Below are 17,719 nucleotides of genomic sequence, written 5' to 3' on the forward strand. Positions count from 1 at the left end.
GCGTTATCCTGCTGACTGACAAATGGCGTAGAAATCGTTGGTTTTGAGCGAGGCACCGCCCACTAAACCACCGTCGATATCCGGCTGCGCGAGTAGCTCAGCCGCATTACTTGCGTTCATGCTGCCGCCGTATAGCAGCTTAAGCTGCTCGGCAAGCGAGGCATCAAAACCAGCCTGGTAGGCGCGAATACCCGCCATCACCTCTTGGGCCTGCTCAGGAGTAGCGGTGCGCCCGGTACCAATTGCCCATACGGGCTCATAGGCAATCACGACATGAAGGCGCTGAGCGGGTTCCAAACGGGCCATCACGTGACCGACTTGGCGAAGCACAACATCCATCGTACTGCCCGCATCACGCTCTTCCAGGGTTTCGCCAACGCAGAGAATAGGCGTCAGGCCGACATCCAAGGCGGCTACCAAGCGGTCAAACACCTGCTCATCGGTTTCACGATAGAGCTTGCGACGCTCAGAGTGGCCGACCAGCACATAGCCAACCTCAAACTCTTTCAGCATTCGGCCGCTAATTTCACCCGTATGCGCCCCTGAGTGCTGGGGGTTGAGCGTTTGCGCCCCTAATTGCAGCGGCGTGTTTTTGAACGCATGACGGGCCGCATCCAAATACGGAAATGGCGGTATGATAACAACGTCGATATCTGCAGACAGTGTTGCTGCCGCGAAAGCGTCTCCAAACGCTTGAATCAACGCCGTCGAACCGTTCATTTTCCAGTTACCGGCAATTAATGGCGTGCGCATTGACTATCCTCACTCAAGGTGGAGCGAAATGGTATAGGAGCAGCCTTGTCAAGACAACCGCTGTTACAGGCATAGCGCGGTTTGTTGTACAGCTTAACTCAGCAGCGCCTGCACCTGATTGGCTAGGTGGCTGGCCAGCTTATCCACATCCAGATGGGCACGACCTTCCACCATCACGCGAATAAGCGGCTCGGTGCCCGAAGGCCTGAGCAGCACACGCCCCTGGTCACCCAACTCTTTTTCAAGCGTCGCTACGGCGTGCTGCAAAGGCTCTGACGCCATTACTTCTTTGGCACTAGCACCCTTTGGCAGCCTAACATTCACCAGCGACTGCGGCACTTTTTCCAAACCTTTTAGCAGCACGGGTAAGGTTTTTTGTTCACGCATCATCAGCGCTAACACCTGAAGAGCAGAAACAATCCCATCCCCCGTGGACTGCACATGCCCGCAAACAATATGCCCCGAGGACTCGCCGCCAAGCTCCCACCCATTCTCAGCCATCATCTCCATCACGAAGCGATCACCGACCTTGGCCCGGGCAAAGGGGATACCCAGCTTTTCCAGTGCCATGGCAAGGCCAAAATTGCTCATGAGCGTTCCCACCACGCCGCCTTCCAGCAGCCCTCGCTCGTGACGGTCCCGGGCAATCAGATAAAGAATATCGTCGCCATCGACTTCGCGGCCATCAGCATCGACCAACAGCAAGCGGTCGCCATCCCCATCAAAGGCAATGCCTAAATCCGCCCCCTGCTGAATAACCGCTGCCCGCAGCGCTGCGGGGTGGGTGGAGCCTACTTGCTGATTAATATTTAGCCCGTTAGGGGAGGCCCCGATGACACTCACCTCCGCACCCAGCTCACGGAACACATTGGGCGCAATGTGATACGTCGCGCCATGGGCGCAGTCGAGCACCACTTTCAGTCCGTGCAGGCTTAAGCGATCCGGCAAGGTAGACTTACAAAACTCAATGTAGCGCCCCGCGGCATCATCAATCCGCGTTGCTTTTCCCAGCGAAGCCGCCGCTGCCGTGGTTAACGGTGCATCCAGCATTGTTTCAATGCGATCTTCTATCTCATCGGGTAGCTTTTTACCCTCCGCCGAAAAGAACTTAATGCCGTTATCATCAAAGGGATTATGGGACGCGGAAATAACAATACCGGCATCCGCACGGAAGGTGCGAGTTAAGTAGGCGATCCCCGGCGTGGGCATAGGCCCCAAAAGCGAAACATCGACGCCTGCAGCAGAAAGCCCTGCCTCAAGCGCAGACTCAAACATATAGCCTGAGATGCGCGTATCTTTCCCAATCAGCACCCGGGTAGACCCCTTTTCACGGCGCAGCACTTGACCCGCCGCCCAGCCCAGTTTGAGCATAAAATCAGCGGTAATCGGCGCCTGCCCAACGGTGCCACGAATACCGTCTGTGCCAAAATAACGTCGTGTCATGCATCAAACTCCTTGTTTAGCGGCGGCTCGCAACCCTCTTGCAACACTGCCCACGCCATATTAACGGCATCCACCGTTGGGCCTACATCGTGAACGCGTACGATATTAGCCCCCCGCTCGACCGCCATAGCGGTTAGCGCAAGACCACCTGCCAAACGCTCTTCTACCGGGCGACCCAGCACTTTACCAATCATGCTTTTGCGCGACATACCGACCAACAGTGGCAGCTCTAACGCCTGTAACGCATCCATATATTTGAGCAAGCGTAGATTATGTTCAACGGTTTTACCGAAGCCAAAGCCGGGATCGAGCAGCAACCGGTTACGGCGCAACCCTGCAGCTTCGCAGGCCGCAACGCGCTCTGCCAAATAGGCCACTACCGCACTTTCAACCGGCTGCTCATAGCGGGGTGACTGCTGCATATTCTGCGGCTCGCCCTGACGGTGCATTAAGCAGACCGGCAGGCCACTACCGATAGCAGCAGCCAGCGCACCTTCTCGCTCTAACGCGCGCACATCATTAATCATACCCGCACCGAGCGCGCTGGCTTGGCGCATGACCGCTGGACTGCTGGTATCGATCGACACCAACGCGTCCAACTCTCGCACCAGCGCTTCCACAACAGGGGACACACGATCTAGCTCTTCTTGCTCAGAGACAGCTGGCGCACCTGGGCGCGTTGACTCGCCCCCCACATCAATCATCACCGCCCCTTCGGCGAGCATGCGCTCCGCATGGCGTAGCGCATCGTCCAGGGCGACGTGCTGCCCCCCATCGGAAAACGAATCAGGAGTCACATTGAGAATACCCATTACTCGGGGAAACGAGAGATCTAGCAAGTGGCGCCCACAGCGCAAGTGAAAGGCGCTGTCCGCTGCCTGTAAAGATGATGAAGAGTCAACTGTCGATTTCATGCGGCGGCCTGATTAAAAAGAGAACATTGCTGCGTGATGACCACAGCATAACAAAAAGGCGCCCCATAATGGGACGCCTTACCCGATGACATTAGATAAGCTACTGGTGCAGTTATATTACTTGTAGCCACTATTTCTCTTCTGGAAGTGATGCTACCTCTTGAGTCGAATCATAAAGATAACAGGCCACCTCATGCTCCCTGGCGATTAACCGCCGCCTTGGCGATGGCTGAGCGTCAAACTGCACAAGCAGGCACTTGCCTTGCACATTGATTCGCGCAGCCTCCCAAAGAGAGGCATGCTTCGCAGAAAGCACCTCTTGAAGCTCTTTGCGTGCGGCCGTTTCACTGACATTTTCGGCTAGTGCTAGCTGAGCCGATAATCCAGTCACGCTAACCCCGGCTAGCTTGTGAAGCTCACCTCCTCGAATTCGCCATTCACTCATAGCAGTTGCCACATCACGCCCCTCCCAGCCACAGCATGCCATCGCCTTCGGACAGCGCGTATGAAAGTGGCAACCATTTGGAGGCTCCACGGCACTTGGAATCTCACCAGCACTTTCTAATGGCGCTTTGAATACGGCGGGGTCGGGTTCGGGGCTAGCATCCAACAAAAGCTGCGTATAAGGATGTTTGCGCTCTCGAATCAAAGTATCAGTAGGGCCGACTTCAACGATTTCACCGAGATACATGATCGCCGTTCGATCCGCCACATAGCGAATTGTCGGCAAATCATGGCTAACGTAGACAAATGATATCCCTAACTCATTGCGGAAACGCCGCATCAGGTTAAGCACCCCGGCGCGAATTGATACATCCAGCATAGACACCGGTTCATCAGCCACCATAAAGCGCGGCTCAAGCACGATGCCCCGCGCAATGGCGACACGCTGCCGCTGCCCGCCAGAAAGTTCGTGGGGAAAACGCTCCTGATAAGCACTGGCTGGCTTTAGGCCCGCGCGCTCCAAAGACTCAACCACCCGCTGCTCTAGCTCTTCACCCTCGGCCAGCTTATGAATGATCAGCGGCTCTGCAACAATATCGTAGATCGTAAAACGCGGGTTGAGCGTTTGATACGGATCCTGAAAGATCATCTGGGCACTGCGTCGGAAAGCCTTAAGATCCGCGCCTTTGAGTGCCGCGATGTTCTGGCCGTCAAAACGAATTTCGCCCGCGGTAACATCCTGGAGGCGAACCAACATTTCACCCGTGGTCGTCTTGCCTGACCCAGACTCTCCCGCTAAACCGAGGATTTCGCCTTCACGCAGCTCAAAGTCGATATCATCAACAGCGTGCACCTTGCGCTCCTGGCGCTTGCGGCCAAAGCCTTCAAAAAAGCCCTGCTCCACGGGGAAGTATTTCTTAAGCCCCTCCACTTCAAGTAGCGGTGTATCGCTAATCCGTCGCTCAAGACTCCCCGCGCCCTGCACCTGTTCACCGAGACGCTCACCAGCAATCTGCCAAGTGTCATTCCTGGCCGCCTGCTGGCGAAATTCCGCCGCCTGCTCAGGATAATGGCAAGCAGCCTGCCGCCCCTCTCCCACGTATGTTAATGCGGGGGTTTCCTCGCTGCAGCGTTGAGTAGCAAACGGACAGCGCTCGGCAAAACGACAGCCCGAGGGTGGATTGAGCAAGTCAGGCGGACTGCCCGGAATCGAGATCAGCTCCTTCTGAGCGCCCTCCAGGGTTGGGAAGGCATTGGTCAGGCCCATGGTGTAAGGGTGAAAGGGCGACGCAAAGACTTCACGCACCGGCCCAGTCTCCATGATGTGACCACCATACATGACCGCCACCCGGTCACAGGTCTGAACGACCACAGAGATGTCGTGGGTAATAAAGATCAGCGCCAAACCGCGCTCACGACGCAGCTTCGTCAAGCGAGATAAAATCTGCGCTTGAGTCACCACGTCCAGCGCCGTCGTTGGCTCATCCGCCACTATCAGCTGAGGATCCAGCGCTAGCGCCATGGCGATCACGGCACGCTGCTTCATACCACCACTCATTTCGTGTGGATAGGCAGACAGCCGCCCAGGGTCAATCCCGACATCACGAAATAACTGCTCGGCATGAGCCCAGGCTTCTTTGCGGTTAATCTTGCGGTGCGCACTCATCGCCTCAAGAATTTGGTCACCCACGGTATAGACCGGATCCAGGGCATTCATAGCGGCCTGAGAGATCCAGGCAATCTCATCCCAGCGCACCTTGCGCATGGCTTCAGGGTCGAGGTTCAACAGGTCTCGGCCAGCAAAATCAATGCGCCCCTTTGGCACTAGGCCATTAGGTGGTAACAGGCGCAGCATCGCCTTGGCGGCAGTAGTTTTACCGCACCCCGACTCACCCACCAGCCCCAAGGCTTCGCCAGGTGCCAAATCAAAGCTCACACCATCGACGGCCTGCACTGGCCCAGCCCCTGTCTGGTAGTGAATGGCTAAGTCATCGATGGTTAATAGCGGTTTAGTGGTCATCGACGTGCCCTCAAACGTGGATTGGCGACTAACTCAAGTGAGCGAGAGATGAAAAACACTGAGAGCACTGTGATCATAATTAGCAGGCCCGGTGGTAGATTCCACCACCACGCCTCGCGCCAGGCGCCGGATAGGCGAGCATTGTGCAAAATCCCACCCCAAGAGATCGATTGGGGGGGGCCTAATCCCAAGAAGGATAGCGTGGCTTCCGCAATGATCGACACCCCGACAATAATTGCCAATTCAAGGAATACCAGCGGCATAACGTTAGGGAAGATATGCAGATACATAATGCGCAAATCGGACGCCCCTGCCACACGTGCGGCTTTAACGAACGGTCGTTCACGCAGGCTCAGGACCTGAGAGCGAATCAGCCGCGCAACGGTTCGCCAGGTCAGTAGCGATACCGCCAAAATCACAATAAAGAGACTGGGCTCAAACAGCAGCACCAGAATCAGCGCAAAAGGCTCAAAGGGAATGCCATACATCACATCTACCGTGCGCATCAGCACGGTCTCGGTGCGGCCACGGAAGTATCCTGCCACCAGTCCCACATTGGCACCTATCAATACCACCAGGGAGGCGCCAAGAAAGCCTACCAGCAGGGCAATTTGAGAACCGTGAACATTCTGACTGAACAGGTCGCGACCCAGGTGATCGGTACCAAACCAGTGCTCACCGCTCGGCGGTGCCAAGCGATTCACAAACCGATCGGAGCCGATAGCAAAGAAGCTATCTTCGGTGACCATTAACGCCCTTAAGTGGCGCTCTTCGTCACTGGGCACCAGCTGCCATTCGCCTCCTGGCTCACGCTCGAAGACAATACCACTCCGCCCCACCGCGAACGCATGGCCCTCATCGGTTATCCAACCAGCGCGCATGGCGCGGGAGTCCGGAGCACTCTGGCTCTGCCAACGAGCCTGGGCATCCTCACGTACCAGCACGGTTCCCCGCTCGCCAACAATCAGCCCCGCCCCGCTATCCGCAATATGGATATGATTGAGTTCACGATTGCCGGGCAACCGCTCCAAGCTCAGGCTATCGTCCTGGGGGTCAAGGCGGAGCGCTATACCACGGTCACCGACCAGCCAGGCGCTTCCGTCTGTGTCCAGCGCCACCGCATTGAGCTCGAAGCCACGACCCACGGGGCTCACCAGCGATGTCACCTCTCCGCTGTCCAAGCTCAATAGCCAGACCGTTTCTCCACCGCCCACCAACAGTGCTGTGTCGTCGTCGCGCCAAGCGATGCCATTGACACTTAGCGGATCGGGCATCTCAAAAGTTTGCCAGCTGTCATCTGGACTCCACAGCGCCACCGTACCTTGAGCCCCAGCCACCAGGGTTGCACCGTCTTCACGAATATTGACGGCGTTCAGCGTCGTGGTGATAGGTGTATCGAGAGGCGACCAATCACCACCCGCATAGCGCCACACCACACCGTCGCGGCCTACTGCCATTCCTAGCCCATCGCGGTAGTCGGCAGCATTAAGGGTGACTTCGCCGAGCGGTGAAGATGCCACCCAATGTACTTGGTCACCGTCGTCGCTACGCAAGAACAGCGAGCCCTCCTCGCGCTCGTTAACAGCCAGCGGCTCATGGGTGGATAGAAACGGCGCAAACAACGCCATAGCGATAATCGACAGCAGCACGAAGAGACCCACGAGCGCCAGCCGATCGCCCAGAACAGCCTTTACAGGCTCCTGAGCACTTTTCAGAAATCGAGATCGGTTCATTTGAAGCTCACCCTTGGATCCAACATGGTGTAAAGAATGTCGACCAACAGATTAAGAGTGACCACGAAAGCGGCCATCACTAGGAAACTGGCTTGGGCAAGCGGGAAATCAGAGGTGCGCACTGAATTGAGAATTTCCCGCCCCAATCCGGGCCAAGAGAAGACTACCTCGACAACCACTTGACCGCCCGCCGCCAAGCCAATTGTCACAGCTAACTGGGTGACCACTGGCAACAACGCATTACGAGCAGCGTGAGCATAGAGAATGCGGCGTTCTGGCAAACCTTTAGCGCGCGCCATTTCGATAAAATCTTCGCCATAAACTTCCAACATGGTGTTACGCATGATCAGTAACGGCGACCCCAGATAGTAGAGAGCTACCACTAGCGCAGGCAGGATCAGGTGATGCAAAAAGTCGAGGGTGAATATTTTGTCAAAAAAGCCCGAGGCTTCGTAGGGGAGTGTTCGCATGCCGCTGGTGGGTAACCAACCAAGCCCAATGCCAAATACCAGGATAGCGATCATCCCTGTCCAAAACATTGGTGCCGAACGGAACATCAAGCCGACAAAGATACCGCTGGTGTCTACACGACTGCCCCGCCGCCATGAAAGCCAGGCCCCTAACGGCGCGCCAACAGCATAAGCAAGCACAATGGCGGGCAGCATCAGCACCATGGTGTTCCCTAACCGCTCCCAGATGATATCCGCAACAGGGGCACGGTAGTGGAAGGAGTAGCCAAAATCGCCCTGCACAATATTGGCTAAGTAGATAAAGTATTGCTCCCAGATTGGTCGATCAAGGCCAAAACTGGCACGGATGCGTTCGCGCTCCTCGGGGTTTAGCCCCTCAGTAATCAGCGCTGCTGTGGGATCCGGCAACCCTAAGCGAAAGAGAAAGAATAGCAACGTGGCGATGATAAACAGCGCCATAAAACCATGCAGAACACGGCGTATCAGATAACTGCTACGTGATGACATGACGGACTCGCTGTGAACGGCCGTTCACCCTGCACAGCCTTGTGGGTGTGCAGGGTGGTGGCACCTATATTAAGGAAGGATGTACCCGACGCGCTTAGCGCAGCAGGCGACCATCCTCGTCCCAGGAGTAACCAGCCTCTTCCAGCTCGGCACGCGCCGCTTCCATATCAAACTCAAAGCGTTCGATAAAGGCGTCATGCCAGAAGGTGTTAACCGGCGCAATCACGCTAGACCCAACCTCACCACGGCCATCGAGCAGCACATTGACCATGCGCTCACGATCACTCGCCATGGTCAAAGCACGGCGCATGGCACGGTCGTCAAACGGTTCGCGACGCAAGTTGAAGGTTAAGTGGAAGTAGCCAAAGTCAGGCACATTGACCACGGTAAGATGATCCTGGCTTTCAGCCAAGCTGATCTGGCCAGGTTCCATGCGCCAAGCAGTCACATCGATCTCGCCAGTCTGCAAGCCGGTGTAGACACCCTCCATATCGGCGTAGATGATAAACTCCACCCCATCAACGTCGATGTTATCAGCATAGAAGTGATCATCGAACTTACTGATGGCCATGAACTCCCCCCGATCAAAGCGCTCGAACTGGAAGGGGCCAGAGCCAACTGTTGGTGTCTCGCTGGGGCTCAGTGTGGACGCATCCTCTATTTCAGACCAGATATGCTCGGGCAGAATAGGAATCTGTGATAAAGAAATGCTCGCAAAGGAAGCGGATGGCTCTTTTAGGTGGAAGTGCACCGTCAGCTCATCGACCATCTCTGCCCGCTCCAGCGCTGCTAGGTAGGAGTTGAAGTAGCTGTAATCCTGGTCAAGGTAGTAGTTCCAGGTAAAGGCAACGTCACTGGCCGTTACTGACTCGCCATCGTGAAACGTCATGCCTTCCCGAAGTGTCACCTCAATCGTGGTGTCGTCAACTTGCTCTACCTTCTCAGCCGCCCAAGGGAGTGGCTCTACATCAGCGGACAGACGCACTAAACGATCATAGTAGAGGCGCATCCATTTCCAGCCCCATACCGAGGTGGATGCCAGTGGGTTAAGGTTGTCTGGCTCCTGTGGCCCACCGATACGCAGGGTGCTGCGCTCGCCTACTGGGACAGCTTCCATCGGCCCCCATTCGCTGTACAGTCCCTCGCCGGCCATCGGCTCAAAACCTTCGAAGGCATCATGGTTGTAGGCCACCACCTCATCGCGGAAGAAAAGCACGATCAACGGCGCATCGGGTTTATAGAGTTCCTGCATCTCCATGACCAGTTGCTGACGCTCTTCTGGGTCGAAGGCTTGCGATTGCTGGTCAAACAGCGCGTCAAACTCAGGGTTATTATAACCACCAGGGTTATTGCCACCTGGCGAAGACTGACGAGAGTCCAATGTGCTCAGGAAAAATTGCGGATCCAAGCGATCTGTGCGACCACTCCAACCAAGAATCGTTGCGTCAAAATCTTGCTGATCGTAGAAGCGTTCTAGAGCGGTACTAAATTCTGTGGGCGCTACTGTGACATCCAACCCCAGCTCCCTCCAACGCTCAGCAACAATAAATGCTGCTTCATAGCGAATAGGGTCATAAGATTCCGTCGTTGTAGTAAGTGTAATCGACGGTATAGGCTCTTGAGCTTGAGCTTGTATAGCAAAAGCGCCAAAACCCAATGTAAGCGCCGCCAGTAATGGTACTGAAGCACTCGGCACCCCCAAAGCGCCGATTAGTCGCTTTTTATTTATATTATGCATTTTATCTCCCTAAGGACATTGCCCAGGCAATTTAAAATTAGTTTTTTTAGTTACTAAACCAACCTAATAAACATACGTTAAACTGTCAAATTCTCCCTTTAAACACTTTTTATGCTGTTCCTACCCATACTTCCATTTCGTAGAGAAACCCAAAGACAAGTAAGGCGCCTATAGAGGCGCCTCAGATTGCTTACAAAATGCTGGCACTTTTGCCAGTGCTTTGATCCTGCACAGCAGAGTCAAAGCACTCTTACCCGCCTAGATCGACCCTTAGTGCGCTATGACAAATAAACTGCACTCCACAGTGATTGCACCAAAATAAGCACCTTAAACGACAAAGCCCCACCAAAAGTGGGGCTCGTCAGCAGTCTTAATCGCCCTGTTCAGGCCGAACAATTTAGAGAATGTTTTTACGACCCAGCAGGACCACCTAACGGATCTGAAGGGCGGCGACGAGGTTCGTCGTCATCTTCTTCACCATCATCCTGGGATGGCGTGCCGTCTACCGGCTCTTCAGCACTGGCTTCTGGCTTGTCATCATTGACGGGCATACCGCCACCAGATGAATCACCATCGTCCCAGCCTTCCGGTGGACGCGGGTCGCGACCTTCCATGATGTCTTTCAGCTGCGTGGCATCAATGGTTTCAAACTTCATCAGCGCTTCAGCCATGGCGTCCAGCTTGTCGCGGTTGTCGTTCAGAATCTGCCGCGCTTGCTCGTAGCACTCGTCAATAATCTTGCGGACTTCTTTATCAAGACGCGTGGTCGTTTCGCCAGACTTTAGCTTGCCGCCTTGACCAGGGCCGCCGAGGAACTGGTGAGACTCATCCTCGTCGTACATGATCGGGCCCATTGCATCCGAAAGCCCCCACTTCGCCACCATATTGTGAGCAAGCTCGGTTGCACGCTTGATGTCGTTCGAGGCGCCCGTAGTCACACCATTGGGGCCTAACGTCATCTCTTCGGCGATACGGCCACCAAACAGCGAGCAGATTTGACTGAGGATCTGCTGACGCGAGAGGCTGTAGCGGTCTTCTTCCGGCAAGAACATTGTCACGCCCAGCGCACGGCCACGCGGAATGATAGTTACCTTATAGACCGGATCGTGCTCAGGCATGACCAAACCGATAATGGCGTGACCCGACTCATGGTAGGCCGTATTGAGCTTCTCTTTATCGGTCATCACCATGGATTTGCGCTCGGCGCCCATCATGATCTTATCTTTAGCAAGCTCCAGCTCTTCCATAGCCACTAAGCGCTTGTTACGACGAGCAGCAAATAGTGCCGCCTCGTTAACCAAGTTGGCTAAGTCAGCACCGGAGAAACCCGGGGTACCACGGGCGATCAATTGCGGCTTAACGTCGTCGGCCAACGGCACTTTGCGCAGGTGAACGCCCAAAATGTGCTCACGGCCACGAATATCGGGCAAACCAACCGTTACCTGGCGGTCAAAGCGACCTGGGCGCATTAACGCGGGGTCAAGTACGTCAGGACGGTTAGTGGCCGCAATAACAATGATGCCTTCGTTCGCCTCGAAACCGTCCATCTCAACCAATAGCTGGTTAAGGGTCTGCTCGCGCTCATCATTACCGCCGCCCATCCCAGTACCGCGTGAACGGCCAACGGCATCGATCTCATCGATAAAGATAATGCAGGGCGCCTGCTTTTTGGCCTGTTCGAACATGTCGCGTACACGGGACGCACCCACACCCACGAACATCTCAACAAAGTCAGAACCCGAAATAGAGAAGAATGGCACTTTCGCTTCGCCGGCAATAGACTTAGCCAGCAGCGTTTTACCGGTACCCGGCGGGCCAACCATCAACACGCCGCGGGGGATAGTGCCACCCAAGCGCTGGAACTTCGTGGGATCGCGTAGGAAGTCGACCAGCTCTTCGACCTCTTCTTTCGCTTCATCACAGCCTGCAACATCAGCAAAGGTAGTTTTAATCTGGTCTTGCGAGAGCAGTTTTGCCTTCGATTTGCCAAAGCTCATCGGGCCGCCTTTACCGCCCCCAGCGCCACCCTGCATTTGGCGCATAAAGAACATAAAGATGGCTAGAATCAACAGAATCGGGAAGCTGGCGATCAGCAGGCGCACCCAAATGCTTTGCTGCTCGGGCTCTTTACCGACAACCGTTACGTTGTTGCTCAACAGATCGTCCATCAGCTTAGGATCTTCTGCCGCAGGGCGAATGGTTTGGAACTGTGTACCATCCGTGCGCTCACCCGTGATGGTATAGCCATCAATAGTGACACTACGCACCTGCTGATTTTGCACCTGCTGCACAAACTGAGAGTAGTTAGTGGCTTGCGGTGCACTTTCCGTACTGAAATTGTTGAACACTGTCAGTAGAACGGCCGCGATGACCAACCACAGAATCAGGTTCTTCGCCATATCATTCAAGGGGCTACCCTCATTACAAGAATCCGTCAGTTAACCGCTAATACTCAGACCTTACACTAGAGCTTAACGTTCAACCATTGCCAAAGCGCATATGGCTTTGGGCCATCTGTGTCACGCTCGTCCAAGATGCCTAATGTGACACATGTTCCGCTTGCCTGTCTGGCAATTGCGGCGATAAAACTTAGCTATTACGGTGAATCAGGTCTATTGAGCTGCCTAGCTGCCGGTTAACTGTGCCTAACACAGCATGCAGCTGGTCAAAAAACAGTACGACACCCATAGCGCGCTATCAGCAGCCCGCAGCTAGCTACAACTAGCCACGAAACCCTTCCGCCAGAAAATAGACTTCACGGGAGCGCGCCCGGGAGGCATCAGGCTTACGTGTTACCACCCGATTAAAACTACCGCGCAACGCCTTCAAGTAAGCGTCAAATCCTTCGCCTTGAAACACCTTAGCCAAAAAACGCCCCCCAGGGGGTAACGTTTCCCGGGCAAGCTCTAAAGCCAATTCTACCAGATACATAGCTTGAGGCTGGTCAATTGCTGCCATACCGCTCATATTGGGGGCCATGTCTGACATAACAAGGTCTACTGGGCGATTTCCTAAACGCTCAAGGATCGCGTTTAGCACGCGCTCTTCGGTAAAATCACCCTGAATGAAGTCAACCCCCGCGAGGGCATCCATCTCCAGTATATCAGAGGCGATGACCACACCTTCAGGCCCCACCTTCTCTGCGGCTATTTGACTCCACCCGCCAGGTGCTGCCCCTAAATCAATCACCGTCATGCCGGCACGAAAAAGCTTATCCTTTTCATCCATCTCCAGCAGCTTATAACTCGCCCGCGAGCGATAGCCGTCTTGCCAGCTCTGTTTAACGTACTGGTCGTCAAAATGTTCCTTCTTCCAGTTATTGCTGGTCTTGCTCACTGAATGTTTACGACTTGGGGGCTTTTGCTGCATGTGGGAATCTAACACTGATATAAGAGATGGGCGCATTTACGCGATTGCTTTCACTTAGCGGCATTTCACCGTAAGATGGAACGTTAAGCGCTAACCGGGATACCGCAAGATACCATGAGCTTGTCACAGGCACAAAAGAAAGCATTTCGTAGCATTGGCCACCACCTGAACCCGGTGGTCACCGTTTCTGAGAACGGCGTCTCCGAAAACCTGCTCGCAGAACTCAGCCGCGCGCTCAATGATCACGAGCTGATTAAAGTGAAGCTTGCCCTGCCCGAGCGCGACGACCGCGCCGCAATGGTCAACGAGCTACTGGCCAACAGTAAGGCCGAACTGGTGCAAACCATCGGTAAAATGGCGCTACTTTATCGCCGCAACCCAAAGGCCAACCCGAAGCTCTCTAACGTTGTGCGCTTTGAGAGCCACCACGGTCGGCACTAGCGCCTGCTCCACGTCTAAAAGCGACGAGCAGCGCTAACATCGTCAGCGATGCAAAAAGCCCGAGGCATTAACTGCTTCGGGCTTTTTTTAGCACGTCATTAGGCTACCAAAGCGCGGGCGCGATTAGCGCCCGCGAGTGGCGACGAACTAGAGATGCTCTACGCTCTCAATTTCGTACTCAACATCACCGCCGGGTGTCTTCACTACCACCACGTCGCCCTCTTCTTTACCAATCAGAGCACGGGCGATAGGTGACGTGACTGAAATGCGGCCCTCTTTAATGTTGGCCTCATCTTCACCCACGATACGATAGGTTACGCTGGCATCGCTATCCAGATTCAGCAGCGAGACGGTTACACCAAAAATCACCTTACCCGTTCTCGGCAGCTTCGTAACATCAATCACTTGAGCAACAGAGAGCTTGCTCTCAATTTCCTGAATACGCCCTTCGATAAACCCCTGCTGCTCGCGAGCGGCGTGATACTCGGCGTTCTCTTTAAGGTCGCCGTGTTCACGCGCCTCTGCGATAGCGGCAATCACTTGAGGGCGTGCCTCGCCCTTCAAATGAGCAAGCTCATCACGGAGGCTCTTTTCTCCCGCTACCGTCATCGGGACCTTGTTCATTGCGTTGCTCCTGCATGCAGATCCTGAAGGCGCCGCACCGTAATCTCCCTACCGTACTCAAGCGCCATGCAAACAGCATTAGCGCCCGCCAAGGTGGTCGCATAGGGCACCTTGCGCGAGAGAGCAGTACGGCGAATTACCGAAGAGTCGTTAATAGCCTGACGACCTTCCGTAGTGTTCACAATGTAGGCGATTTCGTCGTTCTTAAGCAGATCGACGATATGGGGACGGCCTTCGTAGACTTTATTGACGTGCTCTACGTCGAGCCCGGCAGCTTCAAGTGCCGCTGCCGTGCCACGCGTTGCACATAGTGTGAAGCCCAATGTTAGCAGAGAACGCGCCACTTCGATAATCCCCTGCTTGTCCGGCTCGCGCACTGACAGGAATGCTTTACGCTCGCCATCCAGCGCAGGAATCGCTTCACCCGCGCCCAACTGTGCCTTGAAGAAGGCTTCGGCAAAGGTGTCGCCAGACCCCATCACTTCACCAGTAGACTTCATTTCTGGTGAGAGGATCGGGTCTACGCCCTGGAACTTGTTGAACGGGAAGACCGCTTCTTTGACGCTATAAAAATGCGGGATAATTTCGCGCTCAAACCCCTGCTCGGCGAGCTTTTTACCGGCCATGCAACGTGCGGCAATTTGCGCAAGCGACGTGCCGATGCACTTAGACACAAACGGCACGGTACGCGAGGCGCGGGGGTTCACCTCAATCACGTAGATCTCGCCATCCTGCCACGCGAGCTGGACGTTCATTAAGCCTTTAACACCCAGCTCAACGGCCATCTGCTTCACTTGGTCACGCATTTCATCCTGCACATCGGCAGGCAGCGAGTAAGGCGGCAACGCACAGGCGGAGTCACCGGAGTGAACGCCTGCTTGCTCAACGTGCTGCATAATGCCGCCGATCACCACTTGCTGGCCGTCGGACACCGCGTCGATGTCGACTTCTACTGCGGCACTCAAGAAGTGGTCAAGCAGCACCGGAGAGTCATTGGAGACTTTCACCGCATGGGTCATGTAGCTTTCAAGCTCAGAGGCGTCGTAGACGATCTCCATCGCCCGGCCACCCAGTACGTAGCTGGGGCGAACCACGAGCGGATAGCCAATCACTTCTGCCTTAGAAAATGCTTCTTCAAAGCTACGCGCCGTCGCATTAGGCGGCTGTTTCAGCCCAAGCTTGTCGATCATCACCTGGAAGCGCTCACGGTCCTCAGCGCGGTCGATGGCGTCTGGCGTGGTGCCGATGATCGGCACGCCTGCGGCTTCCAGCTCACGGGCCAGTTTCAGCGGTGTTTGACCACCGAACTGAACGATCACGCCTACCGGTTTCTCTTTATCGGCAATTTCCAGCACGTCTTCCAGCGTTACCGGCTCAAAGTAGAGACGATCCGAGGTGTCGTAATCGGTAGATACGGTTTCCGGGTTGCAGTTGACCATGATGGTTTCATAGCCATCGTCGCGCATAGCGAAAGCGGCGTGAACACAGCAGTAGTCGAACTCGATACCCTGGCCGATACGGTTGGGGCCACCGCCAAGTACCATAATTTTCTGGCGATCCGACACATCCGCCTCGCACTCCTCTTCATAGGTGGAGTACATGTAGGCGGTGTCAGACGCAAATTCCGCAGCACAGGTATCAACGCGCTTATAAACCGGGCGAATACCAGCGGCCTGACGGGTTTTGCGGAACTCTTTTTCCGACACGCCAAGCAGTTTTGCCAGGCGCGCATCGCCGAAGCCTTTGCGCTTGAGCTGGTAAAGCTCGCGGGCAGAGAAGTCAGCGAGCGTGCGCTTGGCGACGGCGTTTTCAGTCAGCACTAAGTCTTCCAGCTGCACCAGGAACCACGGGTCGATATTCGTCAGCGCAAATACGTCCTCAACGCTCATACCTGAGCGCATGGCGTCCGCAATGTAGAAAATGCGCTCGGCACCGGCGGCTTGAAGCTCACCCTGAATGACCGACATGTTATCCGGCGTAAAATCGGTGATGATCGGATCAAGGCCATCGTTACCGGTTTCCAGGCCGCGCAGGGCTTTCTGCAGTGACTCTTGGAAGGTCCGGCCAATCGCCATCACCTCACCCACCGACTTCATCTGGGTGGTCAGACGGTCATTGGCCTGGGGGAATTTTTCAAACGTGAAACGTGGAATTTTGGTTACCACGTAATCAATCGAGGGCTCAAACGACGCGGGCGTGCGGCCACCGGTGATGTCGTTTTGCAGCTCATCTAACGTATAGCCCACGGCCAGCTTGGCGGCGATTTTGGCAATCGGGAAGCCCGTCGCCTTAGACGCCAGCGCCGAGGAGCGGGATACCCGCGGGTTCATCTCGATAACCACCAAGCGGCCGGTTTTCGGATCCATACCGAACTGGACGTTGGAGCCGCCGGTTTCCACACCAATCTCACGCAGTACCGCGAGGCTGGCGTCACGCATGATCTGGTACTCTTTATCCGTCAGCGTTTGCGCAGGCGCAACGGTAATGGAGTCACCGGTGTGAACGCCCATAGGGTCGAAGTTTTCAATCGCACAGACGATGATGCAGTTGTCGTTGCGATCGCGTACCACTTCCATTTCGTACTCTTTCCACCCCAGCAGCGACTCATCAATCAGCAGCTCGTGGTTATTGGAAAGTTCGAACCCACGCATACAGATCTCTTCGAACTCTTCCTTGTTATACGCCACGCCGCCGCCGGAGCCGCCCATGGTGTAGGAAGGGCGAATAATGGTCGGGAAGCCCAGCTCAGCCTGAATCTCCCAGGCTTCATCCATACTGTGCGCGACTTTCGCTTTCGGGCACTCTAAACCAATGCGCTTCATGGCCTGATCGAACAGATCGCGGTCTTCGGCCATGTTAATCGCATCGGCGTTGGCGCCGATCATCTCGACATTGTACTTTTCCAGCACGCCGTGCTTTTCAAGCTCAAGGGCACAGTTCAGCGCCGTTTGGCCACCCATGGTGGGCAAAATAGCGTCGGGACGCTCGGCTTCAATAATCTTTTCCACCGCCTGCCAAGTGATTGGCTCGATGTACGTGGCATCGGCCATGGCGGGGTCGGTCATAATGGTAGCGGGGTTGGAGTTAACCAACACAACCCGGTACCCCTCCTCGCGTAGCGCTTTACACGCCTGAGCACCGGAGTAGTCGAACTCGCAGGCCTGGCCGATAACGATCGGACCAGCGCCAATAATAAGAATGCTGTTGATATCAGTACGCTTTGGCATAACGGTTCCCGCAAAAAAGTGGTGACGATGAGCAAC

The 17,719-nt window shown here is 55.2% G+C and carries 12 protein-coding genes; 1 reads left to right on the forward strand and 11 read right to left on the reverse strand.

The genetic code is table 11. The annotated features are described in order from the left end of the window. Nucleotides 1-3: 3 nt before the first annotated feature. From BB497_02275 to BB497_02315, 9 genes are all read right to left on the reverse strand, one after another. On the reverse strand, nt 4-753 hold the full coding sequence (locus tag BB497_02275) for a triose-phosphate isomerase (GenBank protein AVI61610.1): 750 nt from the start codon (nt 751-753) through the stop codon (nt 4-6). 93 nt (nt 754-846) lie between these two features. Beyond that, nucleotides 847-2,196 carry a phosphoglucosamine mutase gene (locus BB497_02280; GenBank protein ID AVI61611.1) on the reverse strand — a complete coding sequence of 450 codons (1,350 nt, stop codon included), beginning with the start codon at nt 2,194-2,196 and terminating at the stop codon, nt 847-849. Continuing rightward, nucleotides 2,193-3,110, reverse strand: a complete 918-nt coding sequence (locus tag BB497_02285) for a dihydropteroate synthase (protein ID AVI61612.1) — start codon at nt 3,108-3,110, stop codon at nt 2,193-2,195. The genes BB497_02280 and BB497_02285 overlap by 4 nt, the downstream gene beginning before the upstream one ends. 130 nt (nt 3,111-3,240) lie before the next feature. Beyond that, a complete protein-coding gene (locus tag BB497_02290; GenBank protein AVI61613.1) occupies nt 3,241-5,574 on the reverse strand; it encodes a glutathione ABC transporter ATP-binding protein in 2,334 nt (777 codons plus the stop codon). Then, nucleotides 5,571-7,307: an ABC transporter permease gene (locus BB497_02295; protein AVI61614.1), complete on the reverse strand. Its 1,737-nt coding sequence runs from the start codon at nt 7,305-7,307 to the stop codon at nt 5,571-5,573. The genes BB497_02290 and BB497_02295 overlap by 4 nt, the downstream gene beginning before the upstream one ends. Continuing rightward, the gene (locus tag BB497_02300) at nt 7,304-8,284 is read right to left on the reverse strand and encodes a peptide ABC transporter permease (GenBank protein ID AVI61615.1); all 981 of its coding nucleotides are present in this window, start codon (nt 8,282-8,284) and stop codon (nt 7,304-7,306) included. Before BB497_02300 ends, BB497_02295 begins: the two co-directional genes overlap by 4 nt. A gap of 94 nt (nt 8,285-8,378) precedes the next feature. Next, the gene (locus BB497_02305) at nt 8,379-10,022 is read right to left on the reverse strand and encodes an ABC transporter substrate-binding protein (protein AVI61616.1); all 1,644 of its coding nucleotides are present in this window, start codon (nt 10,020-10,022) and stop codon (nt 8,379-8,381) included. A 410-nt stretch (nt 10,023-10,432) separates the two neighbouring features. After that, nucleotides 10,433-12,430: an ATP-dependent metalloprotease gene (hflB, locus tag BB497_02310; GenBank protein AVI61617.1), complete on the reverse strand. Its 1,998-nt coding sequence runs from the start codon at nt 12,428-12,430 to the stop codon at nt 10,433-10,435. Nucleotides 12,431-12,743: 313 nt separating this feature from the next. Next, complete coding sequence (locus tag BB497_02315) at nt 12,744-13,391, reverse strand: 23S rRNA methyltransferase (protein ID AVI61618.1); 648 nt, start codon at nt 13,389-13,391, stop codon at nt 12,744-12,746. 114 nt (nt 13,392-13,505) lie between these two features. Between BB497_02315 and BB497_02320 the strand changes: the two genes are divergently transcribed. Continuing rightward, nucleotides 13,506-13,832, forward strand: a complete 327-nt coding sequence (locus BB497_02320; GenBank protein AVI61619.1) for a ribosome assembly protein YhbY — start codon at nt 13,506-13,508, stop codon at nt 13,830-13,832. Nucleotides 13,833-13,979: 147 nt separating this feature from the next. Here BB497_02320 and BB497_02325 read toward each other — a convergent pair whose 3' ends face one another. Further along, complete coding sequence (locus tag BB497_02325; GenBank protein AVI61620.1) at nt 13,980-14,456, reverse strand: transcription elongation factor GreA; 477 nt, start codon at nt 14,454-14,456, stop codon at nt 13,980-13,982. After that, complete coding sequence (locus tag BB497_02330) at nt 14,453-17,683, reverse strand: carbamoyl phosphate synthase large subunit (GenBank protein ID AVI61621.1); 3,231 nt, start codon at nt 17,681-17,683, stop codon at nt 14,453-14,455. The genes BB497_02325 and BB497_02330 overlap by 4 nt, the downstream gene beginning before the upstream one ends. Between the last annotated feature and the right edge of the window lie 36 nt (nt 17,684-17,719).

Origin of the sequence: Halomonas sp. GFAJ-1 (assembly GCA_002966495.1) — a bacterium.
Lineage (GTDB): Bacteria > Pseudomonadota > Gammaproteobacteria > Pseudomonadales > Halomonadaceae > Vreelandella.

Excerpts from the sequence above, each read along its gene's own strand:
- BB497_02330 (AVI61621.1), bottom strand. The coding sequence starts at position 17,683 with ATGCCAAAGCGTACTGATATCAACAGCATTCTTATTATTGGCGCTGGT.
- BB497_02295 (AVI61614.1), bottom strand. The coding sequence starts at position 7,307 with ATGAACCGATCTCGATTTCTGAAAAGTGCTCAGGAGCCTGTAAAGGCT.
- BB497_02305 (AVI61616.1), bottom strand. The coding sequence starts at position 10,022 with ATGCATAATATAAATAAAAAGCGACTAATCGGCGCTTTGGGGGTGCCG.
- BB497_02290 (AVI61613.1), bottom strand. The coding sequence starts at position 5,574 with ATGACCACTAAACCGCTATTAACCATCGATGACTTAGCCATTCACTAC.
- BB497_02325 (AVI61620.1), bottom strand. The coding sequence starts at position 14,456 with ATGAACAAGGTCCCGATGACGGTAGCGGGAGAAAAGAGCCTCCGTGAT.
- BB497_02285 (AVI61612.1), bottom strand. The coding sequence starts at position 3,110 with ATGAAATCGACAGTTGACTCTTCATCATCTTTACAGGCAGCGGACAGC.
- BB497_02275 (AVI61610.1), bottom strand. The coding sequence starts at position 753 with ATGCGCACGCCATTAATTGCCGGTAACTGGAAAATGAACGGTTCGACG.
- BB497_02280 (AVI61611.1), bottom strand. The coding sequence starts at position 2,196 with ATGACACGACGTTATTTTGGCACAGACGGTATTCGTGGCACCGTTGGG.
- BB497_02300 (AVI61615.1), bottom strand. The coding sequence starts at position 8,284 with ATGTCATCACGTAGCAGTTATCTGATACGCCGTGTTCTGCATGGTTTT.
- BB497_02320 (AVI61619.1), top strand. The coding sequence starts at position 13,506 with ATGAGCTTGTCACAGGCACAAAAGAAAGCATTTCGTAGCATTGGCCAC.
- BB497_02315 (AVI61618.1), bottom strand. The coding sequence starts at position 13,391 with ATGCAGCAAAAGCCCCCAAGTCGTAAACATTCAGTGAGCAAGACCAGC.